Annotated in this window: 20 protein-coding genes; 6 read left to right on the forward strand and 14 right to left on the reverse strand. The window is 59.6% G+C overall.

The window, feature by feature from the left end:
* Complete coding sequence (locus tag FQ182_RS18850; protein WP_149412978.1) at nt 1–594, forward strand: LysE family translocator; 594 nt, start codon at nt 1–3, stop codon at nt 592–594.
* Nucleotides 595–730: 136 nt separating this feature from the next.
* On the opposite strand, the gene FQ182_RS18855 is transcribed toward FQ182_RS18850, so the two are convergent.
* The 3 genes from FQ182_RS18855 to plsB are packed head-to-tail and all read right to left on the reverse strand — an operon-like array spanning nt 731 to nt 4,400.
* Nucleotides 731–1,417, reverse strand: a complete 687-nt coding sequence (locus FQ182_RS18855; protein WP_133102187.1) for a DUF4197 domain-containing protein — start codon at nt 1,415–1,417, stop codon at nt 731–733.
* A 25-nt stretch (nt 1,418–1,442) separates the two neighbouring features.
* Entirely contained in the window at nt 1,443–1,844 is a 402-nt protein-coding gene (locus FQ182_RS18860; protein WP_149412979.1) for a YbaY family lipoprotein, read from the reverse strand.
* A 51-nt stretch (nt 1,845–1,895) separates the two neighbouring features.
* Entirely contained in the window at nt 1,896–4,400 is a 2,505-nt protein-coding gene (gene plsB / locus FQ182_RS18865) for a glycerol-3-phosphate 1-O-acyltransferase PlsB (protein ID WP_149412980.1), read from the reverse strand.
* 192 nt (nt 4,401–4,592) lie between these two features.
* Between plsB and FQ182_RS18870 the strand changes: the two genes are divergently transcribed.
* A complete protein-coding gene (locus FQ182_RS18870; protein WP_032891681.1) occupies nt 4,593–4,802 on the forward strand; it encodes a cold-shock protein in 210 nt (69 codons plus the stop codon).
* A 114-nt stretch (nt 4,803–4,916) separates the two neighbouring features.
* On the opposite strand, the gene FQ182_RS18880 is transcribed toward FQ182_RS18870, so the two are convergent.
* The 4 genes from FQ182_RS18880 to FQ182_RS18895 form a co-directional block, all read right to left on the reverse strand.
* Complete coding sequence (locus tag FQ182_RS18880; RefSeq protein ID WP_149412981.1) at nt 4,917–5,294, reverse strand: hypothetical protein; 378 nt, start codon at nt 5,292–5,294, stop codon at nt 4,917–4,919.
* A gap of 72 nt (nt 5,295–5,366) precedes the next feature.
* Nucleotides 5,367–6,176, reverse strand: coding sequence for a putative RNA methyltransferase (locus FQ182_RS18885; protein WP_149412982.1), 810 nt, complete (start codon nt 6,174–6,176; stop codon nt 5,367–5,369).
* The gene (gene dapE, locus FQ182_RS18890) at nt 6,176–7,327 is read right to left on the reverse strand and encodes a succinyl-diaminopimelate desuccinylase (protein ID WP_149412983.1); all 1,152 of its coding nucleotides are present in this window, start codon (nt 7,325–7,327) and stop codon (nt 6,176–6,178) included. Before dapE ends, FQ182_RS18885 begins: the two co-directional genes overlap by 1 nt.
* Before the next feature lie 109 nt (nt 7,328–7,436).
* A complete protein-coding gene (locus FQ182_RS18895) occupies nt 7,437–10,028 on the reverse strand; it encodes a glycosyltransferase (protein ID WP_149412984.1) in 2,592 nt (863 codons plus the stop codon).
* A 218-nt stretch (nt 10,029–10,246) separates the two neighbouring features.
* Between FQ182_RS18895 and tcdA the strand changes: the two genes are divergently transcribed.
* Nucleotides 10,247–11,056, forward strand: a complete 810-nt coding sequence (gene tcdA, locus FQ182_RS18900; protein WP_178114484.1) for a tRNA cyclic N6-threonylcarbamoyladenosine(37) synthase TcdA — start codon at nt 10,247–10,249, stop codon at nt 11,054–11,056.
* Between the two features lies 1 nt (nt 11,057).
* On the opposite strand, the gene FQ182_RS18905 is transcribed toward tcdA, so the two are convergent.
* From FQ182_RS18905 to FQ182_RS18920, 4 genes are all read right to left on the reverse strand, one after another.
* The gene (locus tag FQ182_RS18905; protein ID WP_149412986.1) at nt 11,058–11,480 is read right to left on the reverse strand and encodes a SufE family protein; all 423 of its coding nucleotides are present in this window, start codon (nt 11,478–11,480) and stop codon (nt 11,058–11,060) included.
* A complete protein-coding gene (locus FQ182_RS18910; protein ID WP_149412987.1) occupies nt 11,477–12,682 on the reverse strand; it encodes an aminotransferase class V-fold PLP-dependent enzyme in 1,206 nt (401 codons plus the stop codon). The genes FQ182_RS18905 and FQ182_RS18910 overlap by 4 nt, the downstream gene beginning before the upstream one ends.
* 70 nt (nt 12,683–12,752) lie before the next feature.
* Nucleotides 12,753–13,787 (reverse strand): 2,3,4,5-tetrahydropyridine-2,6-dicarboxylate N-succinyltransferase, encoded by a 1,035-nt coding sequence (dapD, locus tag FQ182_RS18915; protein ID WP_149412988.1) that lies wholly within the window; start codon nt 13,785–13,787, stop codon nt 12,753–12,755.
* A gap of 33 nt (nt 13,788–13,820) precedes the next feature.
* Nucleotides 13,821–14,183 carry an ArsC family reductase gene (locus FQ182_RS18920; protein ID WP_149412989.1) on the reverse strand — a complete coding sequence of 121 codons (363 nt, stop codon included), beginning with the start codon at nt 14,181–14,183 and terminating at the stop codon, nt 13,821–13,823.
* A 212-nt stretch (nt 14,184–14,395) separates the two neighbouring features.
* On the opposite strand from FQ182_RS18920, the gene FQ182_RS18925 reads away from it, so the two are divergent.
* Nucleotides 14,396–16,039, forward strand: coding sequence for a Na+/H+ antiporter (locus FQ182_RS18925; RefSeq protein ID WP_149412990.1), 1,644 nt, complete (start codon nt 14,396–14,398; stop codon nt 16,037–16,039).
* Nucleotides 16,040–16,054: 15 nt separating this feature from the next.
* Here the strand turns inward: FQ182_RS18925 and dapC are convergent, their stop codons facing one another.
* The 3 genes from dapC to map all read right to left on the reverse strand — a co-directional run bounded on the left by dapC (nt 16,055) and on the right by map (nt 20,869).
* Nucleotides 16,055–17,254: a succinyldiaminopimelate transaminase gene (gene dapC, locus FQ182_RS18930; protein ID WP_149412991.1), complete on the reverse strand. Its 1,200-nt coding sequence runs from the start codon at nt 17,252–17,254 to the stop codon at nt 16,055–16,057.
* 64 nt (nt 17,255–17,318) lie between these two features.
* Nucleotides 17,319–20,024: a [protein-PII] uridylyltransferase gene (locus tag FQ182_RS18935; RefSeq protein WP_149412992.1), complete on the reverse strand. Its 2,706-nt coding sequence runs from the start codon at nt 20,022–20,024 to the stop codon at nt 17,319–17,321.
* A 62-nt stretch (nt 20,025–20,086) separates the two neighbouring features.
* Nucleotides 20,087–20,869 (reverse strand): type I methionyl aminopeptidase, encoded by a 783-nt coding sequence (gene map, locus FQ182_RS18940; protein WP_149412993.1) that lies wholly within the window; start codon nt 20,867–20,869, stop codon nt 20,087–20,089.
* A 385-nt stretch (nt 20,870–21,254) separates the two neighbouring features.
* Between map and rpsB the strand changes: the two genes are divergently transcribed.
* Entirely contained in the window at nt 21,255–21,992 is a 738-nt protein-coding gene (gene rpsB / locus FQ182_RS18945) for a 30S ribosomal protein S2 (protein WP_149412994.1), read from the forward strand.
* Between the two features lie 205 nt (nt 21,993–22,197).
* On the forward strand, nt 22,198–23,061 hold the full coding sequence (gene tsf / locus FQ182_RS18950) for a translation elongation factor Ts (protein WP_149412995.1): 864 nt from the start codon (nt 22,198–22,200) through the stop codon (nt 23,059–23,061).
* Nucleotides 23,062–23,063 lie beyond the last annotated feature (2 nt).

Genomic DNA, 23,063 nt, shown 5'->3' on the forward strand with positions numbered 1-23,063 from the left:
ATGCTGGCTACCGTTTCTGCCCTAATGTTGTTGCTGCTGGCGCCTGGGCCAACTAATACCCTGTTATTTCGTGCAGGTGTGTTGTTTGGCTTCGGTGCTTCTTGGCGGCTCGCCTTTGTCGAGTGCCTGGCCTATCTGCTTCAGGTCTCGCTGTGGGGCGCAGCGTTACTCTATATTTCGGCGTATTCGCCTTGGGCCATGCGGGCCACACAGTTGGGCGCAGCCTGTTATTTGCTGTATCTGTCCTATAAGTTGTGGCAGCGCAAAAACAGCGTCACTGCCCCGACAGGTGACCGCTTTGGTGGGCTGTATTTCTTTTTGCTTACGGTCATGAATCCGAAAGGCTTGCTGATCGTTTCGTTTATAGCGCCGATTAATGCATTCGCCGAGCTGCAAGGCTACCTGGCCTTTATGGCGACCCTCGTGTTGGTGATCATTCCGGTAGGTTTTGCCTGGATATTATTGGGTGCGCGATTCGAAGGCCTGCAGCAAACGTGGTTGACGCCCCTGAAGATCAACCGGGCGACGTCCGTTGCCATCTGTTGTTTTGCCTCCATCATGATTGGACGGCTGGCTGATTCGGTTATTCACTGACAACGGGCTCTCAGGTTTGCAGGAAGGAGATCACTGAAGGAAGGAACCATTGCTCACTTACACAAACGCCCCGAATATTCGGGGCGTTTGTATTTATGCTCTGTTTTTTGATTGAAGTGTTCTTTTTGCTGTTTGGTTACAGCGCCCCGAACACCTTCTTGGCCAAGCTGGTGGCCGCCGCCGCCGGATTCTGGCGAATGGTTTCTTCCTGCTGGGCAATCATCTTGAACAACCCGTCCAGGGCTTGCTCGGTCACGTAGTTTTCGATGCTGGCGCTCTTGTCGCCGAGCAAGCCCATTGGGGCTTTTTTGGCGAGGGCGTTGTACTGCTGAGCTACGCCGACCTTGTCAGTGGATTGCTTGACGATGGGCAGGAACTTGGCGCGGATCTGCTCGCGGCTACTTTTGTCCAGGTACTGGGTGGCTGAATCCTGGCCGCCGCTGAGGATGCCCTTGGCATCGCTCACGCTCATGTTTTTCACAGCATTCACCAGAATAGGCTGGGCCTGTGTCACGGCTGATTCGGCCGCCTTATTCATGCTGGTTTCAAGTTGCGTGAGTTGGTCGCCCATGCCGAGCATTTTCAGCGCACCGGCGGCTTTGTCCAACTTGCCTGGCAAGCCGATTTTTACCTCGGGATTATTGCTGAAACCACCGGGCGCACCCAGTTGCTTGACGGCAATCTGCGCGCCCTGGGTCAGAGCATCCTTGAGGCCGCCGGTGGCGTCGCCCTGGGACAGGTCGCCCAAGGACAGGGCCATGGCGTTGGCGCCGAGCAGCAGGCCGGCACACAGGGCGGTGAGGCGCAGGGAGTTACGGAGCATGAGCACTTCCTTCTATTCGATTCAATCAGTGGGCGACGGCATCGACGCGCAGGCGCAACGGCTGTGGGTCCTGGCCGTTCAACTGCACCGAATGCCGTTCGGTGGTGATAAACAGTAGCTTGCCATCCAGTTCGATGCGAGCACTGACCGAGTAACTGTGGCCAGGCTTGACCTGGGCTGGGTCGTAGCTCAAGTGAAACGGCAGGGGCACCTGGCCGTTGACCGGGCCTTTCTGCTCGGCCAGGGTCACCGATGGTGCATCGGCCAGGGACACGTCCAGCAGGCTGACACTCAAGGTGGCGCTGGGTGGCAAAGCGATGCGTTGTAGGTAGAACACTTCACCGTCGAGGCTGGCCTTGGGAGCGGGGTGCATGGTTTGGCAGGCTCCCAGAAGGGCAGTCAGGCCCAGGAGGATGATTTTTTTCATGGTGGAACTCCTTGTCAGTGGCGCCAGAAACACCCTGGCGCCTCATTAAACCTAGCGGGTTTCTTCAGGTTCGACGGGCTTGTCAGCCGCCTCATCACTGCGATGCAACGCTACCTGGCGAATTGACAGGCGAATCTCCGCCGGCAACACGCGCTTGGCCGCGCCTTCGGCCAGTTCGCCCAGCAGCGGGTGATAACTCAGCTTGCCGGCTTCGTCGCGGCGCAGCACATCCTGCTTCAGAAGCGTCTGGATGAAATGTCGGAAAAGGCTCTTGTCGAAGAACTCCGGGGCGTTGAGACCATGGAGGATCGACAGGCGCTGAGCCATGACGGTGCAGAGGTCTTCCAGTTCTTCGGCGCTGATGCTGTTCTGGCCACTGTTGAGCAACAGCGAGATGGCCATGTAGAAGCGTTGCAGAGTCTGGGCAATGCTCTTGGACAGCAGGGTCAGCAGCACAAAGTTCCGCGAGCTCGGTGCCGGGCGCAGGTAGACGTCGTTCTCGAAGCGCAGCAGGCCTTGTTCGACGAACGCTTCGAGCCACTGATCGACCACCGCGTCCAACTCTTCAAGGGACCAGCGGATAAACAGCTCCGATTGCAGGTACGGATAGAGTGCGCGGGTGTAGCGCAGGATCTGTTCGCGGCTCATCCGCGAGCTGCTCTGGAAGAAACTGGCCAGCAGCGCAGGCAGGGCGAAGATGTGCAGCACGTTGTTGCGGTAGTAGGTCATCAGGACGGCATTTTGCTCGTCCAGGTAAAGAATCTTGCCCAGGGCATCGCTCTGCTCCGAGAGCAGGTCCATGTCCTTGACGTGCTTGATCAGCGCCTGGCCATCGCCTTCGGGCAAGGTGGTGTGGGGCGAGTAGGGCACCCGGCGCAGCAGCGCAAGATACAGGTCCAGCATCCGCGCCATGGCCTGATCGTCCAGGGCCAGGCGGGTGGTGGACAGCAGCGCCAAGGCCACCAGGTTCACCGGATTGATCGCTGCGGCTTCGTTCAAGTGCCGCGCCACCCGCTCGCCGAGTCGGTTGGTGGTTTCGTTAAGCCAGGCGGGCTTGTAGTTCGGGCCCAGTTCCTGGGCGCGCCAGTCGGGTTGTTCCTGATCAAGGAACTCAGCCAGTTTGATCGGTTCGCCGAAGTTGACCGCAACTTGGCCAAAGCGCTGCTTGAGGGCACCGAGAACCTTGAATATATCGAAAATCGACTCTTTCTTTTTAGTCGCGCCGCGCAGTTCGCCGAGGTAGGTGCGGCCTTCCAGCACCCGTTCGTAACCGATGTACACCGGCACAAACACGATGGGCATGCGCGAGGAGCGCAGGAAACTGCGCAGGGTAATTGCCAGCATCCCGGTTTTTGGTTGCAGCATGCGCCCGGTGCGGGAGCGTCCGCCTTCGACGAAGTACTCCACCGGGAAGCCCTTGGTGAACAGGGTGTGCAGGTATTCGTTGAACACCGAGGTGTACAGCGGGTTGCCCTTGAAGGTGCGGCGCATGAAAAACGCCCCGCCGCGGCGCAACAGGCTGCCGATCAGCGGCATGTTCAGGTTGATCCCCGCGGCGATGTGCGGCGGGGTCAGGCCGTTCTTGAACAGCAGGTACGACAACAGCAGATAGTCGATATGGCTGCGGTGACATGGCACGTAGATGATTTCGTAACCCTGGGCGACCTTTTGCACACCATCGATGTTATTGACCTTCACACCGTCGTAGATCTTGTTCCAGAACCAGCTCAGCACCACTTCCATGAACCGGATGGCGGTGTAGGTGTAGTCCGAGGCGATTTCGTTGCCATAGCGCAGGGCCTGGGCCTTGGCCTTTTCCGGGGTGATCTTTTCCCGTTCGGCCTCGTCGAGGATCGCCTGGCGCACCAGTGGCATGTTGACCAGACCTTTCACCAGGTTGCGTCGGTGAGACAGGTCGGGGCCGATCACCGCGGTTTTCAGGTTACGAAAATGCACCCGCAGGATACGTTGGGCCATGCGCACGGTGCGTTCGTGGCCTTTATTGTGCTCGATCAATTCGCGCAGATTAATTGGCGCAGAGAATTGCACTCGGGTCTTGCGGCCGAGGATCAGGATGCTCAGCAGTCGGCGCAGGCGGCCGGTAACGGCCCAGCTGTCGGCAAACAGCAGTTTCCAGGGGCTCGACTCGCTTGCCGGCGACTGGCCCCAGAACACGCTGACCGGAATGATCTGCGCATTTTCTTCGGCGTGTTCGGCAAGGGTACTGACCAAGCGGGTCAGGGTGGGCGGCGCGCCGCGCTTGTCCTGACGGCCAAGCCAATCCGGGTCGGGCGTCAGGTAGAAGAACGCCGCTGGCTCCAGCAAAGAGCCGACCGACACCGGCAGCACCGGGCGCGGCAGGCCGGCCTTGGTGCACTCGGTATCGACCACGGCCAATTCGGTGAGTGAGGGCGATTGCAGGACGTAAAACACCGGTCGGCTGCGGTCCAGGTTCAGGGTGAGGGACGACTGGTTGATCGTCTCCGAGCGAACCCAGAGGTACAACAGTCGGCGCAAGGTGCCAAATACCAGACGGCGGAACGGGGAGCGGGTCATAGGTGTGCTGCTTTGAGTGGAAAAAACCGAGCAGATGCTCGGGCCGCTAGTGTGCCGTATTCATCGAAAATCGGCAAAAAAGCGCCGATGTAAACTTGAGTTGAGAGTTCTTGAGCCTGTCATATACTCGGCAGTTCAATGCGACTGACTCAACCATAAAACTCAACAATAAAAGCAGGTGGGGGCAAACAGATGGCAACGCGCGAGACAGGCAATGTGAAGTGGTTCAACGACGCCAAGGGCTACGGCTTTATCCAGCGTGAAGACGGCAAGGATGTGTTTGTACACTACCGCGCCATTCGTGGTGACGGGCATCGTTCCCTGGCCGAGGGCCAGCAGGTGGAGTACGCCGTGGTGACCGGCGAGAAGGGCTTGCAGGCGGAGGATGTGGTCGGCCTGTAAGGCCATGCTTGTGCAGGAGCGGGCTTGCTCGCGATAGTCGTTAACGATAACGCGTGCATCCTGAATGAACGCGGTGCCCTTAAGGCCATCGCGAGCAAGCTCGCTCCTTCAGGATCAGGCTGTTTTCCAGATGATCTCTTCTTCACCATCCACGCTGATCCGCATCCAGCGGTCGGCGGTTTCTTCGCCTTCTTCCTCAACCCAGCTTCCCGGCGCGCAACGTACTTCGCCGTTGAGCGCGGCAAAGGCTGCACGGGCGCAGGCGATGTCGTCTTCCCACGGCGTCTGGTCGCTTTCCAGGTGCAGGCTGTTCCACTTGCCTACGGCCTTCGGCAGCCATGTAACAGGTACGCTGCCGGCCTTGCATTTGTAAGTCTGGCCTTTCTGGACCCAGTCGGTGCATGGCCCCAGGGCTTCGCCGAGCCAGGAGGCAATGGCCTTGTAGTCGACGTCGGCGTCCTTGAGGTAAATCTCGATATCGGGTTGGCGCATGGATGTTCCTCACTGCGGGTTTCGAAAATCCATTCGCGGATTCAGGACGGGCTCGAAAGCCCAAATAGGGGGTTATTGAAGCACGAAATAGTCGTAACGCATCGACACGGTGACCAGCAGCGGTTCAGGGTGCTCAATCACCTGGGCCCGGCGCTCGGCGCTAGCACGCCAGCCGTGGGGCGTCATGGCCAGCAGGTTGGCGCGGTCCTTGGGGTCCGCCAGGCTAAGCTTGAACTCCAGGGTTTCGCTGTGTTGCAAGCTCATGCCTTGCGGCACCAGCGCCAAGTGCTTGTCGTCGGTGTACTCGCGTACTTCGTCGTACAGGCGTTCGCGCAGCTCCATCAGGTGGCCGCTGGTAGGGCCGACTTTCATCAGGCCGCCGCCAGGGCTGAGCAGGCGCTTGGCTTCTAGCCAATCCAGCGGGCTGAATACACTGGCGAGAAACTGGCAGCTGGCATCGGCCAGCGGCACCCGGGCCATGCTGGCGATCAACCAAGTCAGCGCTGGGTTGCGTTTACAGGCGCGTTTGACCGCCTCCCGGGAAATATCCAGGGCATAACCCTCGGCGCGGGGCAGGGCATCGGCGATTTGCGCGGTGTAATAACCCTCGCCACAACCGATGTCCAGCCAGCGCTGGGGCGATTGCTCAGCGGCCAGTTCGGCCAGGCGCTTGGCCACTGGCGCGTAATGGCCCGCGTTGAGAAAATCGCGGCGTGCTTCAACCATGGCCAGGTTGTCGCCCGGGTCACGGCTGTTCTTGTGCTGTACCGGCAACAGGTTCAGATAACCCTGGCGCGCCCGGTCGAAGCGGTGCCCGACCGGGCAGGCCACGCCATTGTCCACCGCGTTCAGCGGTGCGCTGCAAATGGGGCAAGCGAGCATCAGGCGAGCAACTTAATCAGGGTTTGGTAATAGATTTCGGTCAGCACATCGAGGTCGCTGGCGAGGATGCGCTCGTTGACCTGATGGATTGTTGCGTTGACCGGGCCCAGCTCAACCACCTGGGTGCCGAGGGTCGCGATGAAGCGCCCGTCAGACGTGCCGCCGCTGGTGGAGGCCTTGGTCTCGCGACCGGTAATCGCCTTGATGCTGGCCGAGACGGCGTCGAGCAGCGCGCCCGGTTCGGTAAGGAACGGCAGGCCCGACAGCGCCCACTCCACATGCCAGTCCAGGCCATGCTTGTCGAGAATCACCGCGACTCGTTGTTGCAGGCCTTCGACCGTCGACTCGGTGGAGAAGCGGAAGTTGAACACCGCTACTAGATTACCGGGGATCACGTTGGTCGCGCCGGTGCCGGAATTGAGGTTGGAAATCTGGAAGCTGGTCGGCGGGAAGAAGGTGTTGCCATCGTCCCAATGCTCTGCGGCCAGTTCAGCCAGAGCCGCAGCGGCCAGGTGGATTGGATTCTTCGCCAGATGCGGGTAGGCCACATGGCCTTGCACGCCGCGTACAGTCAGGGTGGCGCCGAGCGAGCCGCGACGACCGTTCTTCACTACATCGCCCACCAGCGTGGTGCTCGACGGTTCGCCAACGATGCACCAGTCCAGGCGCTCCTTGCGGGCCGCCAGGCGCTCGATCACGGCCTTGGTGCCGTGGTGCGCCGGGCCTTCTTCATCGCTGGTGATCAGGAAAGCCACCGAACCCTTGTGGTCCGGGTAGTCGCTGACAAAGCGCTCGGCGGCCACCAGCATGGCTGCCAGGCTACCTTTCATGTCCGCCGCGCCACGGCCGCAGAGCATGCCGTTTTCGTCGATCAACGCGTCGAACGGATCGTTCTGCCAGGCTTGCACCGGACCGGTGGGCACCACGTCGGTGTGACCTGCAAAGCACAGCACCGGGCCTTCATGCTTACCGTGGGTGGCCCAGAAGTTATCCACATCCTCGATGCGCATCGGCTCAAGCTGGAAACCGGCGTCGCCCAGGCGCTGCATCATCAGCTTCTGGCAATCGGCATCGATTGGCGTCACCGACGGGCGACGGATCAGGTCGATAGCGAGTTGGAGGGTCGGCGAAAGGTCGGCGTGGGCCGTCATGGGGAACTCCGGAAGCTTTTATAGATGAGCAGGCAAGGCGCGCAAAATGGCGGATATCTTAAAGCAAAACGGCGGCCAGAGGCCGCCGTTTAGTGCATTGCACAAGATTTTACGAAGCTGGCACAGGTTCAGGCGCCGCGGCCGGTTTCGGCAGCGAAGACAGGAACGCCATGATCAACGCCGCCAGGTAAGGTAACGACTGCACCAGCAGCATCACCACCCAGAAGCGCATGTCATTACTCGGCAGGCCCTGCACCAGGTAGATCCCCAGCGCCGCGCCCCACAACAGCAGCATGATGAACAATTCTTCCCGGGCTTCAGAAATAGCTACCCAGAAACCGTGGTTATCGGCGTTTTTCGGTGTGCGAAAGAACGGAATACTGGTGGTGAAAAAGCCGTACAGCACCGCCTTGGCGATGGTGTGGGACAACGCCAACCCGGCCAGCGCTGCGCAGAACGCATCCTTGAGGTTCACGCCAACGGCGCGACGGTAGAGGAAGATGATCTTGCCGACCTTGAACACGAACAGCGCCAACGGCGGGATCGCGAAGATCAGCAGTGGCGGGTCGACCCGCGTCGGCACGATGATCATCGCTGCCGACCACAACAGGGCGCCGACGGTGAAGAAGATGTTCATGCCGTCTGCCACCCACGGCAACCAGCCCGCGAGGAAGTGGTAGCGCTGGCCACGGGTCAGTTCGGTGCCCTTGCCGCGCAACAGGCTGGCGGTGTGCCGCTTGATGATCTGAATCGCCCCGTAGGCCCAGCGAAAGCGCTGTTTCTTGAAGTCGATAAAGGTATCGGGCATCAGGCCCTTGCCGTAGCTTTCGTGGTAATACGCCGCCGACAGGCCTTTTTCAAAGACTCGCAGGCCCAGCTCGGCATCCTCGCAGATGCACCAGTCGGCCCAGCCCAGTTCCTCCAGTACCGAACGGCGGGTCATGGTCATGGTGCCGTGCTGGATGATCGCGTCACGGTCGTTTCGCGTGACCATGCCGATATGGAAGAAGCCTTTATATTCGGCGTAGCAGAGCTTCTTGAAGGTACTTTCGTTCTGGTCGCGATAATCCTGGGGCGATTGCACCACGGCGATTTTCGGGTCGGCGAAGTGCGGCACCATGTGCTTGAGCCAGTTCGGGTCGACGCAGTAGTCCGAGTCAATCACCGCGATCACTTCGGCGTCCTTGGCGGTATGCGGGATCAGGTAGTTCAGCGCGCCGCCCTTGAAACCGGCCAGGGGCGAGACATGGAAGAACTTGAAGCGCGGGCCGAGGGTTTCACAGTAGTCGCGCACCGGCTCCCACACAGCTGGGTCCTTGGTGTTGTTGTCGATGATCAGGACTTCGTAGTCCGGATAGTCGAGGGCGGCCAGGGCGTCGAGGGTCTGTTTGACCATCTCCGGTGGCTCGTTGTAGCAGGGCACATGGATAGAGACTTTCGGGCGGTAGTCCGAATCCCCGGTCACCGGCAGGAATTCACGCCGACGCTTGTGGGTCCAGACCGCTTCCGCCAGTTCATGGGCCTCGGTCAGCAACACGATAAACACGCCCAGGGCGCCGAGTGCCAGCAGGAAACCCACCGTCAGACTGAACCAGGTGCTGTATTGCTGGCTGTAGTCGTAGCCGATCCACACCAGCACCGACCCGCACAGGAACGCGATAAAGGTCAGAAAGGTACGACCGCGCTGGCGCAGGGCCGAGCCGTCGATCATCAGCAGGGTCAGGGACAGCAGCGCCAACACCACCGACCCGATGGCCAGCACGCGCCATTGCGGGATCGCCACAACGGGGCCTTCAAAGTTGAATTTCTGCTGGCGCGCGGCGTTGAACACACCCCAATAGGCGCCCACCGAACCTTCATCACTGGCCTTCCACGGCTGATCGAAGGCTTCGATCACAAAGTAGTTGTAGCCCTGACGGTTGAGTTTGTTCACCAGCGTGCGCAGATAAATTGCCTGGTCGGCAGGGGACGCATCTGAACCGCCACGCATCCGGCCATTGCTCGGCCAGCCAACCTCCGATAGCAACAACGGCTTTTTCGGGAAAGTCTTCTTCAGATCCCGTGCACGGTCGAGTACGAACTGGCCGGCCTTATCCACCGGGATATGCTCCCAGTATGGCAGGATATGCGCGGCAATCAGGTCGACGTGCTTGCCCAGTTGCGGGTTGTCTTCCCAAATGTGCCACTGCTCGGAGGTAGTCACCGGCACTTTCACGGCAGCGCGGACCCGGTCCAGCAGGACGATCAGTGCTTCGGGGGTGATTTCCTTGCGGAACAGGGCTTCGTTGCCCACCACGACCCGCACGACACTGCGCGAGCTGTTGGCGATCTCGATGGCGCGCAGGATCTCGCGCTCGTTGCGCTCAAGGTCCGGGCTGATCCAGATCCCCAGGGTTACCCGCAGGCCGAATTCTTCCGCCAGTTTGGGAATATCCCCCAGGGTGGCGTCGACCGAATAGGTACGGATGTTGTCCGTCAGTTTGCTCATGATCTCCAGATCACGGCGCATTTGTTCGTCGGTGGGGTACTGGTCTTTCTGCGGGTACTGGCCTTGCTGGAATGGCGAGTAGGAAAAACCGGAGATCTGTTCAGGCCAGTTGGGGGTAGTGACCGGGCGGTTGATCAACGCCCAGAAGCCGCTGAACAGCGCGGCAATCGCCAGCACCACCACCAGGTTGAGTCCAAATTTACGCGATGACATAGCTATTTCGGGTTCCAAAGGGTGTGGAACGAAAAGAGGTGTCGGCCTGCGCCGAACGGCGCGCATCCTACACTGGCCTTCGACTTACCGTACAGCAAGCCGAGAAAAACCGGACATTGGGCAGCGAAAGTTCATCTAAGTTCTTAACTTGTAGCTTGTAGCTTAAAACTTGTCGCTGCGTAGCCCTATAATGCGCGCCGGTTTTTGGGGTAATGGTCATGAGTACAGAAGATCCACGGTTTGCTGGCATCGCCCGTTTGTATGGCATTGAAGGCCTGGAACGCTTGAAAGCGGCCCATGTGGCCATTGTCGGCGTCGGCGGTGTCGGCTCCTGGGCGGCAGAAGCTATCGCCCGCTGCGGCGTGGGCGAGATCTCGCTGTTCGACCTGGACGACGTCTGCGTCAGCAACAGCAACCGCCAGTTGCACGCGCTGGACAGCACCGTGGGTCAAGCCAAGGTCGAGGTCATGGCCGAGCGCCTGCGCGGGATCAACCCGGATTGCACCGTGCATGCAGTGGCGGATTTCGTCACCCGCGAGACCATGGCCGAGTACATCACCCCCAACATCGACTGCGTGATCGACTGTATCGACAGCGTCAACGCCAAGGCGGCGCTGATCGCCTGGTGCAAGCGGCGCAAGATCCAGATCATCACCACCGGCGGCGCGGGCGGGCAGATTGATCCGACGTTGATTCAGGTGTGCGATTTGAACCGTACGTTCAACGATCCATTGGCATCGAAAGTGCGCTCGACCTTGCGCCGCGATTACGGTTTTTCCCGCACCGTGACCCGGCATTACAGCGTGCCGTGTGTGTTTTCTACGGAGCAACTGCGTTATCCCAAGCCTGATGGCAGCATTTGCCTGCAGAAGAGTTTTGTTGGGGATGGGGTGAAGCTGGACTGTGCTGGTGGGTTTGGTGCGGTGATGATGGTGACCGCGACGTTTGGCATGGTGGCGGCGACCAAGGCGGTGGATAAGATTGTGGCCGGGGTGCGCAGGCCTTCTGATCGGGTCAAGATTACGTAGATTACGGTCGGTTTTCTGAGTACAAACTCAGCGCCCGCATCCTCTGCAGCACCGCATTCAACCCATTACTACGCGAAGGCGACAACTGCCGCGACAAGCCCAGTTGTTCAAACCAGCCAGGCAGATCGACAGCTTGCAATTCAACCGCCGACAAGCCGTTAACCCGAGCCAGCAGCAACGCCACCAGCCCACGAATTAACCGCGCTTCGCTGCTGGCGGAAAACTGCCAATGCCCATCCTGCAAGTGCCCCACCAACCACACCAGGCTTTCGCAGCCCTGCACCAGGTTGGCATCGACCTTGTCCGCATCAGGCAGTGCCGGTAGCCGCTCGCCCCATTGCATCAACAGTCGGGCACGTTGCTCCCAACTGCCAACTGCCTGAAACGCTTCCAGAGCAGCCACTGCCTGCGCTGGCAAACTCATAGCAACATGTCCAAAGCCTGATCCAGCGCCTCGAAGAAGCGCTCCAGGTCATCGGAATCGTTGTACAGCGCCAGGGAAACCCGGATCGCGCCCGACAGCCCCATGTGCTTGAGCAACGGCATCGCGCAATGATGGCCCGCGCGTACGGCAATGCCTTGTTCTGTCAGCAGGTGGGCGAGGTCGGCGTTATGCACACCCTCCACCACAAAGCTGGCCAAGGCCACTTGCGGTGGGCCCAGCAGCCGTACGCCATTACGCGCCTGCAAGCCGCGCAGCAGGTAGTCATGAAGGGCTGCTTCGTGAGCCGTCACCGCTTGCTGATCCAGTGAACTCAGGTAATCCAGGGTCGCCCCCAGGCCAATCACCCCGGCAATCGGCGGTGTGCCCGCCTCAAAACCCAGGGGAGCCGGGCGAAAGCTGGCACTGTGATAGTCGGCCTGCTGCACCATCTCGCCGCCAAACTGCCAATGGCGCAGGTGGTGTAAGGCTTCGTTGCGGCTGTAGAGCACGCCGACGCCATCCGGGCCGTAGAGTTTGTGGCTGGAAAATACATAGAAGTCGCAGCCCAGGGCCTGGACGTCGTGACGGCCGTGGACGATGCCTTGTGCGCCATCGACCACGGTCAACGCGTCCTGAGCCTTGGCCATCGCCAACAACGCTGGCAAGGGTTGCCAGGTGCCAAGCACATTGGACAGTTGGCTCACCGCCAGCAGTCGAGTGCGCGGGCCGATTAATTGGGCGGCGGCTTGCAGGTCGATCAAGCCATCATCGCCCAGGGGTAGCACCACCAGATCAAGCTCGCGGCGTTTGGCCAGTTGCTGCCAGGGCAGCAGGTTGGCGTGGTGTTCCAGGGCGCTGATGACAATCTCATCGCCAGGAGTAAAAAGATGCTCAAGGCCGTAAGCCAAGAGGTTCAGCGCTGATGTCGCGCCGTGGGTGAAGATGATTTGCCCATCCTCGCCAACATTGAGCCACTGCGCCACCTTGCTGCGACTGTCCTCGAAGGCTTGGGTCGCATGGGCGCCCGGCAAATGCTGGGCACGGTGCACATTGGCTGCGCCATTGGCGTAGTAATGGATGGTCGCGTCCAGCAGGGCTTGAGGCTTTTGCGTGGTGGCGGCGTTGTCCAGGTAGGTCTGGCCTTGCCGTTGCAGGGTGGCGATGGCCGGAAAGTCGGCGCGCCAGGGAGAGGGCACAAGCATGGTGTTCAAGACTCGTATGAGCGAGCCGTACCCGAAGGTACGACCTGCTCCAGTGGCATCGAGTCGCTGCTTAGTTGTGAGCGTGCAGCGCTGCGTTCAGTTCGATGGCCGATTTGTGGGTTTTGCATTCCACGGCACCGGTCTCGGAATTGCGGCGAAACAGCAGGTCAGGTTGACCCGCCAGTTCGCGAGCCTTGACCACCTTGACCAGTTGGTTCTGCTCGTCGAGCAGCGCCACCTTGGTGCCGGCGGTCACGTACAGGCCTGACTCCACGGTGTTGCGGTCGCCCAGCGGGATACCAATACCGGCGTTGGCGCCGATCAGGCAGCCTTCGCCAACCTTGATCACGATGTTGCCACCGCCCGACAGGGTGCCCATGGTGGAGCAACCGCCGCCCAGGTCCGAGCCCTTGCCGACGAACACGCCAGCCGACACGCGGCCTTCGATCATGCCCGGGCCTTCAGTGCCAGCGTTGAAGTTGACGAAACCTTCGTGCATCACGGTGGTGCCTTCGCCGATGTAGGCGCCCAGGCGAATCCGCGCGGCGTCAGCGATGCGCACGCCGCTCGGCACCACGTAGTCGGTCATTTTCGGGAACTTGTCCACCGAGAACACTTCCAGCAGCTCGCCACGCAGGCGCGCTTCCAGTTGGCGTCCGGCCAGTTCCGACTGGTCGATGGCGCCCTGGCTGGTCCAGGCCACGTTTGGCAGCAGCGGGAAAACCCCAGTCAGGTTCAGGCCGTGAGGCTTGACCAGGCGATGAGACAGCAAATGCAGCTTGAGGTAGGCCTCAGGCGTGGAGGTCAGCGCCGCGTCTTCGGCCAGCAGGGTGGCGACCAGCGGGTTATGGCTTTCGGCCAGGCGAGTCAGCAGGGCTGCTTGGGTGGCATCTACATTTTTCAGTGCGTCAGCCAGTTGTGAGGCCTGGGCGATACTCAGGGCGATGGACTGGTTGCCTTCGCTGTAACCGAGGATCGGCGCGATAGCAGCAAGGATCTCTGCCGATGGATTGATCACTGGCTGTGCGTAAAACACTTCCAGCCAAGCACCTTGGCGGTTCTGAGTGCCGACGCCGAAGCCTAGGCTGAACAGGGAATTGGACATGCTGTTACCTCTACACAATTGGTATGGGCTGGCCTACTTGAGGGCCGCCGAATAAACATCTGGCTTGAAGCCAATCAGGGTTCTGTCACCCAGATCAAGCACCGGGCGCTTGATCATCGAGGGTTGTGCGAGCATCAGTTCAATCGCTTTCGCCTGGTCGAGATCGGCTTTGCGTTCGTCTTCGAGTTTGCGAAAGGTAGTGCCTGCACGGTTCAAAACCACCTGCCAACCGTGCTCATTGCACCATTGGGTCAAGTGTTCGCGGTCGATACCGGCCGTTTTGTAGTCATGAAACTCATAGCTGACAGCGTGTTCATCGAGCCAGGTGCGCGCCTTTTTCATGGTGTCGCAGGCTTTGATGCCGAAAAGGTGCAACGTTTTACTTGAATCGGTCAAGGAATTGCCCCCCTTTGGGCTGCTGGAAACGAAAGGTCACGGATTATGCCACGGCCAGAGCATTTCGGTGCCGCTCGTCACCACCTCGTGTCAGGGTGTGCGACTTTTGTTCAACGGCCCGTCGGCAGCATAAGCAGCTAATATGGCACTTCAACGGCGACGCGTTGCCTGATGTGTGTCGTAGTAAATCGATTGGCTGGGAATTTCGCGTTATGCAAACTGCTTACACCGTCCTTATTCTGCTGATGCTGGTCAGTGTTTCGCGTCTTGTCGGGCGTGTGATCCCGCTGCCGTTGCCGCTGGTGCAGATCGCCGCCGGGGCTCTGCTCGCCTGGCCGACCCTGGGGCTGCACGTGGCATTGGACCCGGAATTGTTTCTTTTCCTGTTTTTACCGCCGCTGCTGTTCTCGGATGGCTGGCGTATGCCCAAGCGCGAATTGTGGCGCCTGCGCGGGCCGATCCTGACGCTTGCAGTGGGGTTGGTGCTGTTCACGGTGGTGGGCGCTGGGTATTTCATCCATTGGCTGCTGCCGACCATCCCCTTGCCGGTGGCCTTCGCCCTCGCGGCGGTGTTGTCGCCGACAGATGCCGTGGCGGTATCGGCTATTTCCCAGAATCGCTTGCCAACACCCTTGATGCACATGCTTCAGGGCGAAGCGCTGATGAACGATGCATCGGGCCTGGTGACCTTCAAGTTTGCCCTGGTGGCGGCGGTGACCGGTGTGTTCTCCTTGGCCAATGCCAGCCTGACATTCGTGCTGGTGGCGCTTGGCGGGCTGGCCATTGGTGTGGCCTTGAGCTGGCTGGTGGGCCGCCTGCGGGCCTGGATGGTTGCCCGAGGCTGGGACGATCCGGCAACCCACGTGGTGTTCATGTTGCTGCTGCCATTTGCCGCCTATGTATTGGCTGAGCGTTTGGGCGCTTCGGGGATTTTGTCGGCGGTGGCGGCCGGGATGATGCAGAGCTGGCTGGACTTGCTGCCGCGTCAGACCAGCACGCGTTTGCTCAATCGCAGCGTCTGGTCGCTGCTGGAGTTTGCCTTTAACGGCCTGATCTTCCTGTTGCTGGGCCTGCAACTGCCGGACATCATCAAGGCGGTAACCAGCCACGAAGCTACCTTGTGGCCGACCTTACTGTATCGCTGCCTGGACGTGATCGCGATTTTTCTGGTGTTGCTGGTGCTGCGGTTTATCTGGGTGCAAAGCATCTGGCGACTGTCGGGATTGCTACGGCGCTTGCGGGGTAAAAGCGAACTGACGTTGGTGCCGAAAGCCCGTTCCTGCTGGCTGTTGACGGTGGGCGGAGTGCGTGGGGCGGTGACCCTGGCAGGTGTGATGTCGGTGCCGTTGCTGCTGGCACCCGGCGTGGCCTTCCCGGAGCGTGACCTGTTGATATTCATCGCTGCTGGGGTGATTTTGCTTTCTCTGGTCGCCGCTTGCATCGCCTTGCCGTTGTTGCTGAGGGGTATCGAAAAGAGCCCGGATGACAAGCGTCGCGGTGAGGTGCGTGACGCCTGGAAGAAAACCGCCGAAGCGGCGATTCACGCCCTGGAGACCGAGGAAGCAGCAGAAGCTGCGCCCCAGGACGCCGCCCAGGCTGCGCTGGCCACTGAGCTCAAGGCGCGGATCATGTCGGAGTATCGCCATCAACTGGAAGTGTTCAACGACTCGGCCGAAGCCCAGGCCCTGGCGTTACACATGGATCAACTGGAGCGTAAGTTGCGACTCAAGGCCTTGCGGGCACAGCGCCTGGAGTTATATAGCCTGAGTCGCCATCACCAGGTTGGTGATGACGTACTGCGGGAGGTGTTGGCGGACCTGGATATGAGTGAGGCGAATCTGGGCCATATCAAATGACCCGGATATCGAGTCTTACCGACGACGCTGGATAAAGTCGCGAATCCGCTCCGCCGCTTCCACGCACTCGGCCAGTGGCGCAACCAGCGCCATGCGCACGCGCCCGGCGCCGGGGTTGAAACCGTCGACTTCCCGGGACAGGTAAGAACCTGGCACCACGGTCACATGTTCTTCCACGAACAAATCCCGGCAGAAGGCCGCATCATCGCCTTCGATATTTGGCCACAGGTAGAAACCGCCATCCGGGTTTTGCACGTCCAGCACCGGCTTGAGAATAGCCAGCACAGCGGCGAACTTTTCCCGGTACAGGTCGCGGTTGGCTTGCACATGGGCCTCATCCTGCCAGGCGGCAATGCTCGCCAACTGGGTTTGTACCGGCATCGCGCAGCCGTGGTAGGTGCGGTACAGCAGGAAGGCTTTGAGGATTTCGGCGTCACCGGCGACAAAGCCTGAGCGCAAGCCCGGCAGGTTGGAACGCTTGGACAGGCTGTGGAACACCACGCAGCGTTTGAAATCCTGGCGGCCCAGTTCGACGCAGGCACTGAGCAGGCCCGGCGGCGGGGTTTGTTCGTCGAAGTACAGCTCGCTGTAGCACTCGTCGGCGGCGATCACGAAGTCGTACTCGTCGGCCAGGGCGATCAGTTTTTTCAGGGTGTCGACCGTAATCAAGGCGCCGGTCGGATTGCCTGGCGAGCATAGGAACAGAATCTGGCAGCGTTTCCAGACGTCGGCCGAGACCGCATCGAAATCAGGGTTGAAGCCGTTTTCGACCAGGCACGGCAGGTAATGTGGCTTGGCCCCGGCGAGAAACGCTGCACCTTCGTAGATTTGGTAGAACGGGTTCGGGCTGACCACCAGCGCGTCGTCGCCCCGGTTGACCACGGTCTGGGTGAAGGCGAACAGCGCTTCACGGGTACCGTTGACGGGCAGGATGTTGCGCGCAGGGTCCAGCCAGCCCTCGGGTACGCTGAAGCGGCGTTCGCACCAGGTGCCAATGGCTTCGCGTAACGCCGCAATGCCCAGGGTACTCGGGTACACCGCCATCTGATCGAGGTTGTTGGCCAGGGCCTCGGCGACGAACGTCGGGGATTTGTGCTTGGGTTCGCCGATGGACAGGGCAATCGGGCGTTTGTCCGGGTTCGGCGTGACGCTCCCCAGCAGGGCGCGCAATTTCTCGAACGGATAGGGCTGCAACTGGTTCAGGGCGTTGTTCATCGGTGGATCTCGTGCAAGGCGGTGAACGCTGGATAAGAGGAGGCAGTGAGATCGCCCCCGTCAGTCAAATACTCAATCGCGACAACTCAACCCCAGGTTCCTCCTGGCTCACGCTTAACTGCTCGACGATTGCATCCTGCAAGCGACGGCAAAGTTCAGGGTCGGAAAGAGGCTGATTGTCAGCATCGGTAATAAAGAACACGTCTTCCACTCGTTCGCCCAGGGTCGCAATCTTGGCGTTTTGCAACGACAGGTCGAACTCCAGGAAAATCGTGCCGATCCGCGCGAGCAGGCCCGGGCGATCCGGGGCGCTGAGTTCCAGTACCGTCACCGGGCGCTGGGCGTCGTTGTGGATGGTCACCTGGGGTGCAAAGGCGAAGTGTTTGAGTTGGCGCGGCACCCGACGCTGGATGATGGTCGGGTAATCGTCAGGGTTGCGCAGTGCTTCGGTGAGGCCTTCGCGAATCTTTTTTACCCGCACCGGGTTGTCGCCGATGGACTCACCTTCGGTGTCGAGCACGATGTAGGTGTCGAGGGTGAACTGGCTGCTGGAGGTGATGACCCGAGCGTCGTGAATGTTCAGGTTGAGCTGGTCCATCGCCGCCACGGTCACGGCGAAGAAGTCATGCTGGTCCGGTGCATAGATGAAGATTTGCGTGCCGCCTTCGAACTCGCGCTGGGTGGTTTCCTTGATCAGCACCAGTGGGCCGCCATCGGCCGGTTGCTGCAGGATCGCGTCGCTGTGCCAGGCCACGTCGCCAGCAGTGTGGCGCAGGAAGTAGTCGTCACCCAGTTGCGACCAGAGTTGCTCGACATCGTCTGGGTCGTTGCCGCCGCGCACCAGGATGTCCAGGGCGGCACTTTGGGTGCGCCGGATCTGTTCTTCGCGGTCCACCGGATTCTCCAGGCCGCGACGTAGCGCGCGCTTGGTCTCGGTGTAGAGCTGGCGCAACAGGCTGGCGCGCCAGGAATTCCACAGCGTCGGGTTGGTGGCGTTGATGTCGGAGACGGTCAGCACGTACAGGTAATCGAGATGGGTTTCGTCACCGACGGCCTGGGCGAAGTCATGGATCACCTGCGGGTCGGACAAGTCCTTGCGCTGGGCCGTGGTGGACATCACCAGGTGGTTTTGCACCAGCCAGACAATCAGGCTGCTATCCCACAGCGGCAGTTGGTGGCGCTGGCAGAATGCCTTGGCGTCCACCGCGCCGATTTCCGAGTGATCGCCGTGACGACCCTTGCCGATGTCGTGATACAGACCGGCGAGGTAGATCAGTTCCGGCTTGGGTAGCTTGGCCATAAGCTTGCTGGCCAGCGGGAATTTCTCTGATACCTGGGTGTACTGCAACTTACGCAGGTGCTTGATCAGGTTCAGGGTGTGGGCATCGACCGTATAGATATGGAACAGGTCGTGCTGCATTTGCCCGACGATAAAGCCGAACTCCGGCAGGTAGCGCCCGAGAATGCCGTAGCGGTTCATCCGGCGCAGGTTGCGGTGGATGCCGAATTTGCACTTGAACAGTTCGATAAACAGGCTGGTGTTGCGGATGTCATTGCGGAAATTATCGTCGATCAGGTGACGATTTTCCCGCAATAGACGAATGGTATCGGCGCGTACACCTTTGATTTCCGGCTGTTGGGCCATCAATACGAAGATTTCCAGCATGGCGAACGGCGTGCGGTTGAACACGTTGTCGTTGCGGGCCTCGATGTAACCGTCATGCAGTTGGAAGCGGGCGTTGATGGGTTGTGGCGGCGCTTCGTCTTCCGGAGCGAGGATCACTTCTTCGAAGTGCTGAATGATCAGGTCGCTGAGCTGGGCAATGCTCATGACCACCCGGTAGTACTGCTGCATGAAGCTTTCGATGCTGGTCTTGGCGTCTTCGCCTTCAAAGCCCAGCAGGGTGGCGATGGAGCGCTGGTGATCGAACAGCAGACGGTCTTCGGAGCGCCCCGCGAGCATGTGTAGGGCGTAGCGTACCTTCCACAGGAACTCCTGGGACGAGGCCAATAAAGCGTTTTCGCTCTCCACCAAGAAGCCTTCGCCGGCCAGTGCGCGCAGGTTCAGGGTGCCGTACTGGCGACGAGCCACCCACAAAATGGTCTGGATATCCCGCAGGCCACCAGGGGAGCCTTTGACGTTGGGTTCCAGGTTGTATTCAGTGTCGTTGTACTTGTGATGACGGGCTTTCTGCTCGGCACGCTTGGCCAGGAAGAAGTCCTTGCTCGGCCACATGCGCTCGGTGCTGGTAACTTCCAGCATGCGTATGCGCAGGCGCTCGGGGCCGCTGATGGTGCGGCTTTCCATCAGGTTAGTGACCACAGTAAGGTCGGCGCGGGCTTCCTGGGCGCACTCATCCACCGAGCGCACGCTTTGCCCGACTTCCAGGCCGATGTCCCACAACAACGTCAGAAAACGCTCGATGGAATCGCGGAAAATTTCGTGGTCGGCGCTGTCCAGTAGAATCAGCAGGTCGATGTCGGAGTAGGGGTGCAGTTCGCCGCGACCGTAGCCGCCCACCGCCACCAGGGCGATGTCGGCGTCTTCACTCCAGGTGAACTGTTCCCAGGCCTTTTGCAGGATATTGTCGACGAACCAGGCGCGGTCCTCGATCAGCCGACGGATATCCCGGCCACTGCGAAAGCGCTCATCGAGCACATCCCGGGCCTGGCGGATGGCCTTCTTGAAGGCGGCGATAGGGCTTGCCTTCAGGGCCAGTTCTGCCTGGAACTGGCCACGATCGAAGAGTTCGGGATCCACCTGGGGCATTGATCGGCTTTCCTTTCTATCTATAAGTCACAACAGCTGTGTGCGAAAAACCGGTGCAAGCCTCAGGCCGAAACGCGGGGGATCGTGTCGTCGGCGCGCAGGGTGAAGATCTCGTAGCCGGTTTCGGTGACCAATAGGGTGTGCTCCCACTGGGCCGAAAGCTTGCGGTCCTTGGTGATGGCGGTCCAGCCGTCGCCCAGCACCTTGGTGTCGGCCTTGCCCTGGTTGATCATCGGTTCGATGGTGAAGGTCATGCCTGCTTTGAGTTCCATGCCGGTGCCCGCGCGGCCGTAGTGCAGGATTTGCGGCTCTTCGTGGAACACCTTGCCGATGCCATGGCCGCAGAATTCGCGAACCACCGAGAAACCGTTCTTTTCCGCGTGCTTCTGGATCACTTCACCGATATCCCCCAGGTGGCAGCCGGGCTTGACGATCTCGATGGCTTTGTACATGCATTCCTGGGTGATCTGCGACAGGCGTTCGGCCCATACGGGAACAGTGCCGACGTGGAACATGCGGCTGGTGTCGCCGTGGTAGCCGTCCTTGATCACGGTGACATCGATGTTCAGGGTATCGCCGTCTTTCAACGGTTTGTCGCCCGGGATCCCGTGGCAGACCACGTGGTTGATCGAGGTGCAGATCGACTTGGGGAAACCCTTGTAGTTCAGCGGGGCAGGGATGGCTTTCTGCACGTCGACAATATAGTCATGGCAGATGCGGTCCAGTGTTTCGGTGGTGACGCCGGGCTTGACGTGTTCGGCAATCATTTCCAGTACGTCGGCAGCCAGTTTTCCGGCAACGCGCATTCCAGCAATATCTTCGGCGGTTTTGAGGGTGACGGTCATACAGGCTCTCTCTAGCGCATAGCGCTGAAATCAATACGGTTTACAGGTGTGCGACAAAAGGTTGCAGCATTCGCACAAGCCTAAAAAACGTGATTCTACCAGACGCGGGGTGCAAACCATGAGCGTATGGGTATCGCTTCTATCTATTAGGTGTGGGCATTCTGGTTCTATTCAAAGGCTTGCGCAAAAGCGACTGGCAGCAAATGTGATTGCGGGTTTCGTTTTTCCCCTCTGTGTGGTATAAAATGCGCCGCTTTCCGGGGAGACCCTGCAAAGCTTAAATCCACACACGTGTCGACACGATGACCTGGGTGCCGGAGGCTTAAAGCCGCTGGTTGGTCATTGGGATACGTGGAGGCCAAACCCGACTTACTAAGGAACTATCATGTCCCAAGTCAACATGCGCGATATGCTGAAGGCCGGTGTCCACTTCGGTCACCAAACCCGTTACTGGAACCCGAAAATGGGTAAATACATTTTCGGCGCACGTAACAAGATTCACATCATCAACCTTGAAAAAACCCTGCCAATGTTCAACGAAGCTCTGACTTTCGTAGAGCGCCTGGCCCAGGGCAAAAACAAGATTCTGTTCGTCGGCACCAAGCGTTCCGCTGGCAAGATCGTTGCTGAAGAAGCAGCACGTTGCGGTTCGCCGTACGTCGATCACCGCTGGTTGGGCGGCATGCTGACCAACTTCAAAACCATCCGTGCTTCCATCAAGCGTCTGCGTGACCTTGAAGTGCAAGCCGAAGATGGGACTTTCACCAAGCTGACCAAGAAAGAGGCGCTGATGCGCACTCGCGATCTTCAGAAGCTCGATCGTTCCCTGGGTGGTATCAAGGACATGGGCGGTCTGCCTGACGCACTGTTCGTTATCGACGTTGATCACGAGCGTATCGCGATCACCGAAGCCAATAAGCTGGGTATCCCGGTTATCGGCGTAGTCGATACCAACAGCAGCCCGGACGGCGTTGACTACATCATCCCAGGCAACGATGACGCAATCCGCGCTATCCAGCTGTACATGGGTTCGATGGCTGACGCTGTTATCCGTGGCCGCAACCACGTTGCTGGCGGTGCCGAGCAGTTTGTTGAAGAAGCTCCGGTAGCTGCTGCTGAGTAACTGACGCCTTGGCGTTGACTCAGTAAGCAAAAAGGGGGCTTGGCCCCCTTTTTGCCACCTCGAAAACCATTTGTCGGCGCCCACTTGTGGCAGCGCATCTATTGCGCTTGTAACGTGCAGCGGCCTACAAGGGTTGTTCGGGAAGAATTGATCGCCCGTTCGATCGGGTGGAATGGTTGAAGACCTATCCAAGAGGATTTTGAAAATGGCAGAGATTACTGCAGCGTTGGTCAAAGAACTGCGTGAGCGTACTGGCGAAGGCATGATGGATTGCAAGAAGGCCTTGACCAAGGCTGACGGCGACATCGAAAAAGCCATTGATGACATGCGTGCTTCGGGCGCCATCAAGGCTGCCAAGAAAGCAGGCAACATTGCTGCTGAAGGCGCGATTGCTATCAAGGAAGACGGCAAGGTTGCCGTTATCATTGAAGTCAACTCGCAGACCGACTTCCTGGCCCTGCAAGACGACTTCAAGAACTTCGTCGCTGCCAGCGTTGAAAAAGCCTTCGCTGACAAACTGACTGACGCTGCTCCACTGATCGCCGCTCAAGAGCCGGCGCGTGAAGCACTGATTGCTAAAGTAGGCGAAAACGTCAATATCCGTCGTCTGGCCCGTATCGAAGGTGACGTTGTGGGTGCTTACCTGCACGGCAACAAGATCGGTGTAGTCGTGGCTCTGAACGGCGGCAACGTTGAACTGGCCAAAGACATTGCGATGCACGTAGCTGCCAGCAACCCTGAGTTCCTGCTGCCGTCGCAAGTTTCCGCTGAAGCCATCGAGCGCGAAAAAGCCGTGTTCATGAGCCTCAACGAAGACAAGATCAAAGGCAAGCCTGCTGAAATCGTCGAGAAAATGGTTTCTGGTCGTATCAGCAAGTTCCTCGCCGAAGCTAGCCTGGTTGAGCAGGCGTTCGTCAAGAACCCTGAAATCAAGATCGGTGAACTGGCCAAGAAAGGCGGCGCTGAAATCGTTTCCTTCACCTACTACAAAGTAGGTGACGGCATCGAGAAGCCGGTCGACAACTTCGCTGAAGAAGTTGCTGCCCAACTGGCTGCCAGCAAGAAGTAAGA

Source organism: Pseudomonas sp. ANT_H4 (genome assembly GCF_008369295.1).
Taxonomy (GTDB): Bacteria; Pseudomonadota; Gammaproteobacteria; order Pseudomonadales; family Pseudomonadaceae; genus Aquipseudomonas.

Excerpts from the sequence above, each read along its gene's own strand:
- FQ182_RS18850 (WP_149412978.1), top strand. The coding sequence starts at position 1 with ATGCTGGCTACCGTTTCTGCCCTAATGTTGTTGCTGCTGGCGCCTGGG.
- FQ182_RS18855 (WP_133102187.1), bottom strand. The coding sequence starts at position 1,417 with ATGCTCCGTAACTCCCTGCGCCTCACCGCCCTGTGTGCCGGCCTGCTG.
- FQ182_RS18860 (WP_149412979.1), bottom strand. The coding sequence starts at position 1,844 with ATGAAAAAAATCATCCTCCTGGGCCTGACTGCCCTTCTGGGAGCCTGC.
- plsB (WP_149412980.1), bottom strand. The coding sequence starts at position 4,400 with ATGACCCGCTCCCCGTTCCGCCGTCTGGTATTTGGCACCTTGCGCCGA.
- FQ182_RS18870 (WP_032891681.1), top strand. The coding sequence starts at position 4,593 with ATGGCAACGCGCGAGACAGGCAATGTGAAGTGGTTCAACGACGCCAAG.
- FQ182_RS18880 (WP_149412981.1), bottom strand. The coding sequence starts at position 5,294 with ATGCGCCAACCCGATATCGAGATTTACCTCAAGGACGCCGACGTCGAC.
- FQ182_RS18885 (WP_149412982.1), bottom strand. The coding sequence starts at position 6,176 with ATGCTCGCTTGCCCCATTTGCAGCGCACCGCTGAACGCGGTGGACAAT.
- dapE (WP_149412983.1), bottom strand. The coding sequence starts at position 7,327 with ATGACGGCCCACGCCGACCTTTCGCCGACCCTCCAACTCGCTATCGAC.
- FQ182_RS18895 (WP_149412984.1), bottom strand. The coding sequence starts at position 10,028 with ATGTCATCGCGTAAATTTGGACTCAACCTGGTGGTGGTGCTGGCGATT.
- tcdA (WP_178114484.1), top strand. The coding sequence starts at position 10,247 with ATGAGTACAGAAGATCCACGGTTTGCTGGCATCGCCCGTTTGTATGGC.
- FQ182_RS18905 (WP_149412986.1), bottom strand. The coding sequence starts at position 11,480 with ATGAGTTTGCCAGCGCAGGCAGTGGCTGCTCTGGAAGCGTTTCAGGCA.
- FQ182_RS18910 (WP_149412987.1), bottom strand. The coding sequence starts at position 12,682 with ATGCTTGTGCCCTCTCCCTGGCGCGCCGACTTTCCGGCCATCGCCACC.
- dapD (WP_149412988.1), bottom strand. The coding sequence starts at position 13,787 with ATGTCCAATTCCCTGTTCAGCCTAGGCTTCGGCGTCGGCACTCAGAAC.
- FQ182_RS18925 (WP_149412990.1), top strand. The coding sequence starts at position 14,396 with ATGCAAACTGCTTACACCGTCCTTATTCTGCTGATGCTGGTCAGTGTT.
- dapC (WP_149412991.1), bottom strand. The coding sequence starts at position 17,254 with ATGAACAACGCCCTGAACCAGTTGCAGCCCTATCCGTTCGAGAAATTG.
- FQ182_RS18935 (WP_149412992.1), bottom strand. The coding sequence starts at position 20,024 with ATGCCCCAGGTGGATCCCGAACTCTTCGATCGTGGCCAGTTCCAGGCA.
- map (WP_149412993.1), bottom strand. The coding sequence starts at position 20,869 with ATGACCGTCACCCTCAAAACCGCCGAAGATATTGCTGGAATGCGCGTT.
- rpsB (WP_149412994.1), top strand. The coding sequence starts at position 21,255 with ATGTCCCAAGTCAACATGCGCGATATGCTGAAGGCCGGTGTCCACTTC.
- tsf (WP_149412995.1), top strand. The coding sequence starts at position 22,198 with ATGGCAGAGATTACTGCAGCGTTGGTCAAAGAACTGCGTGAGCGTACT.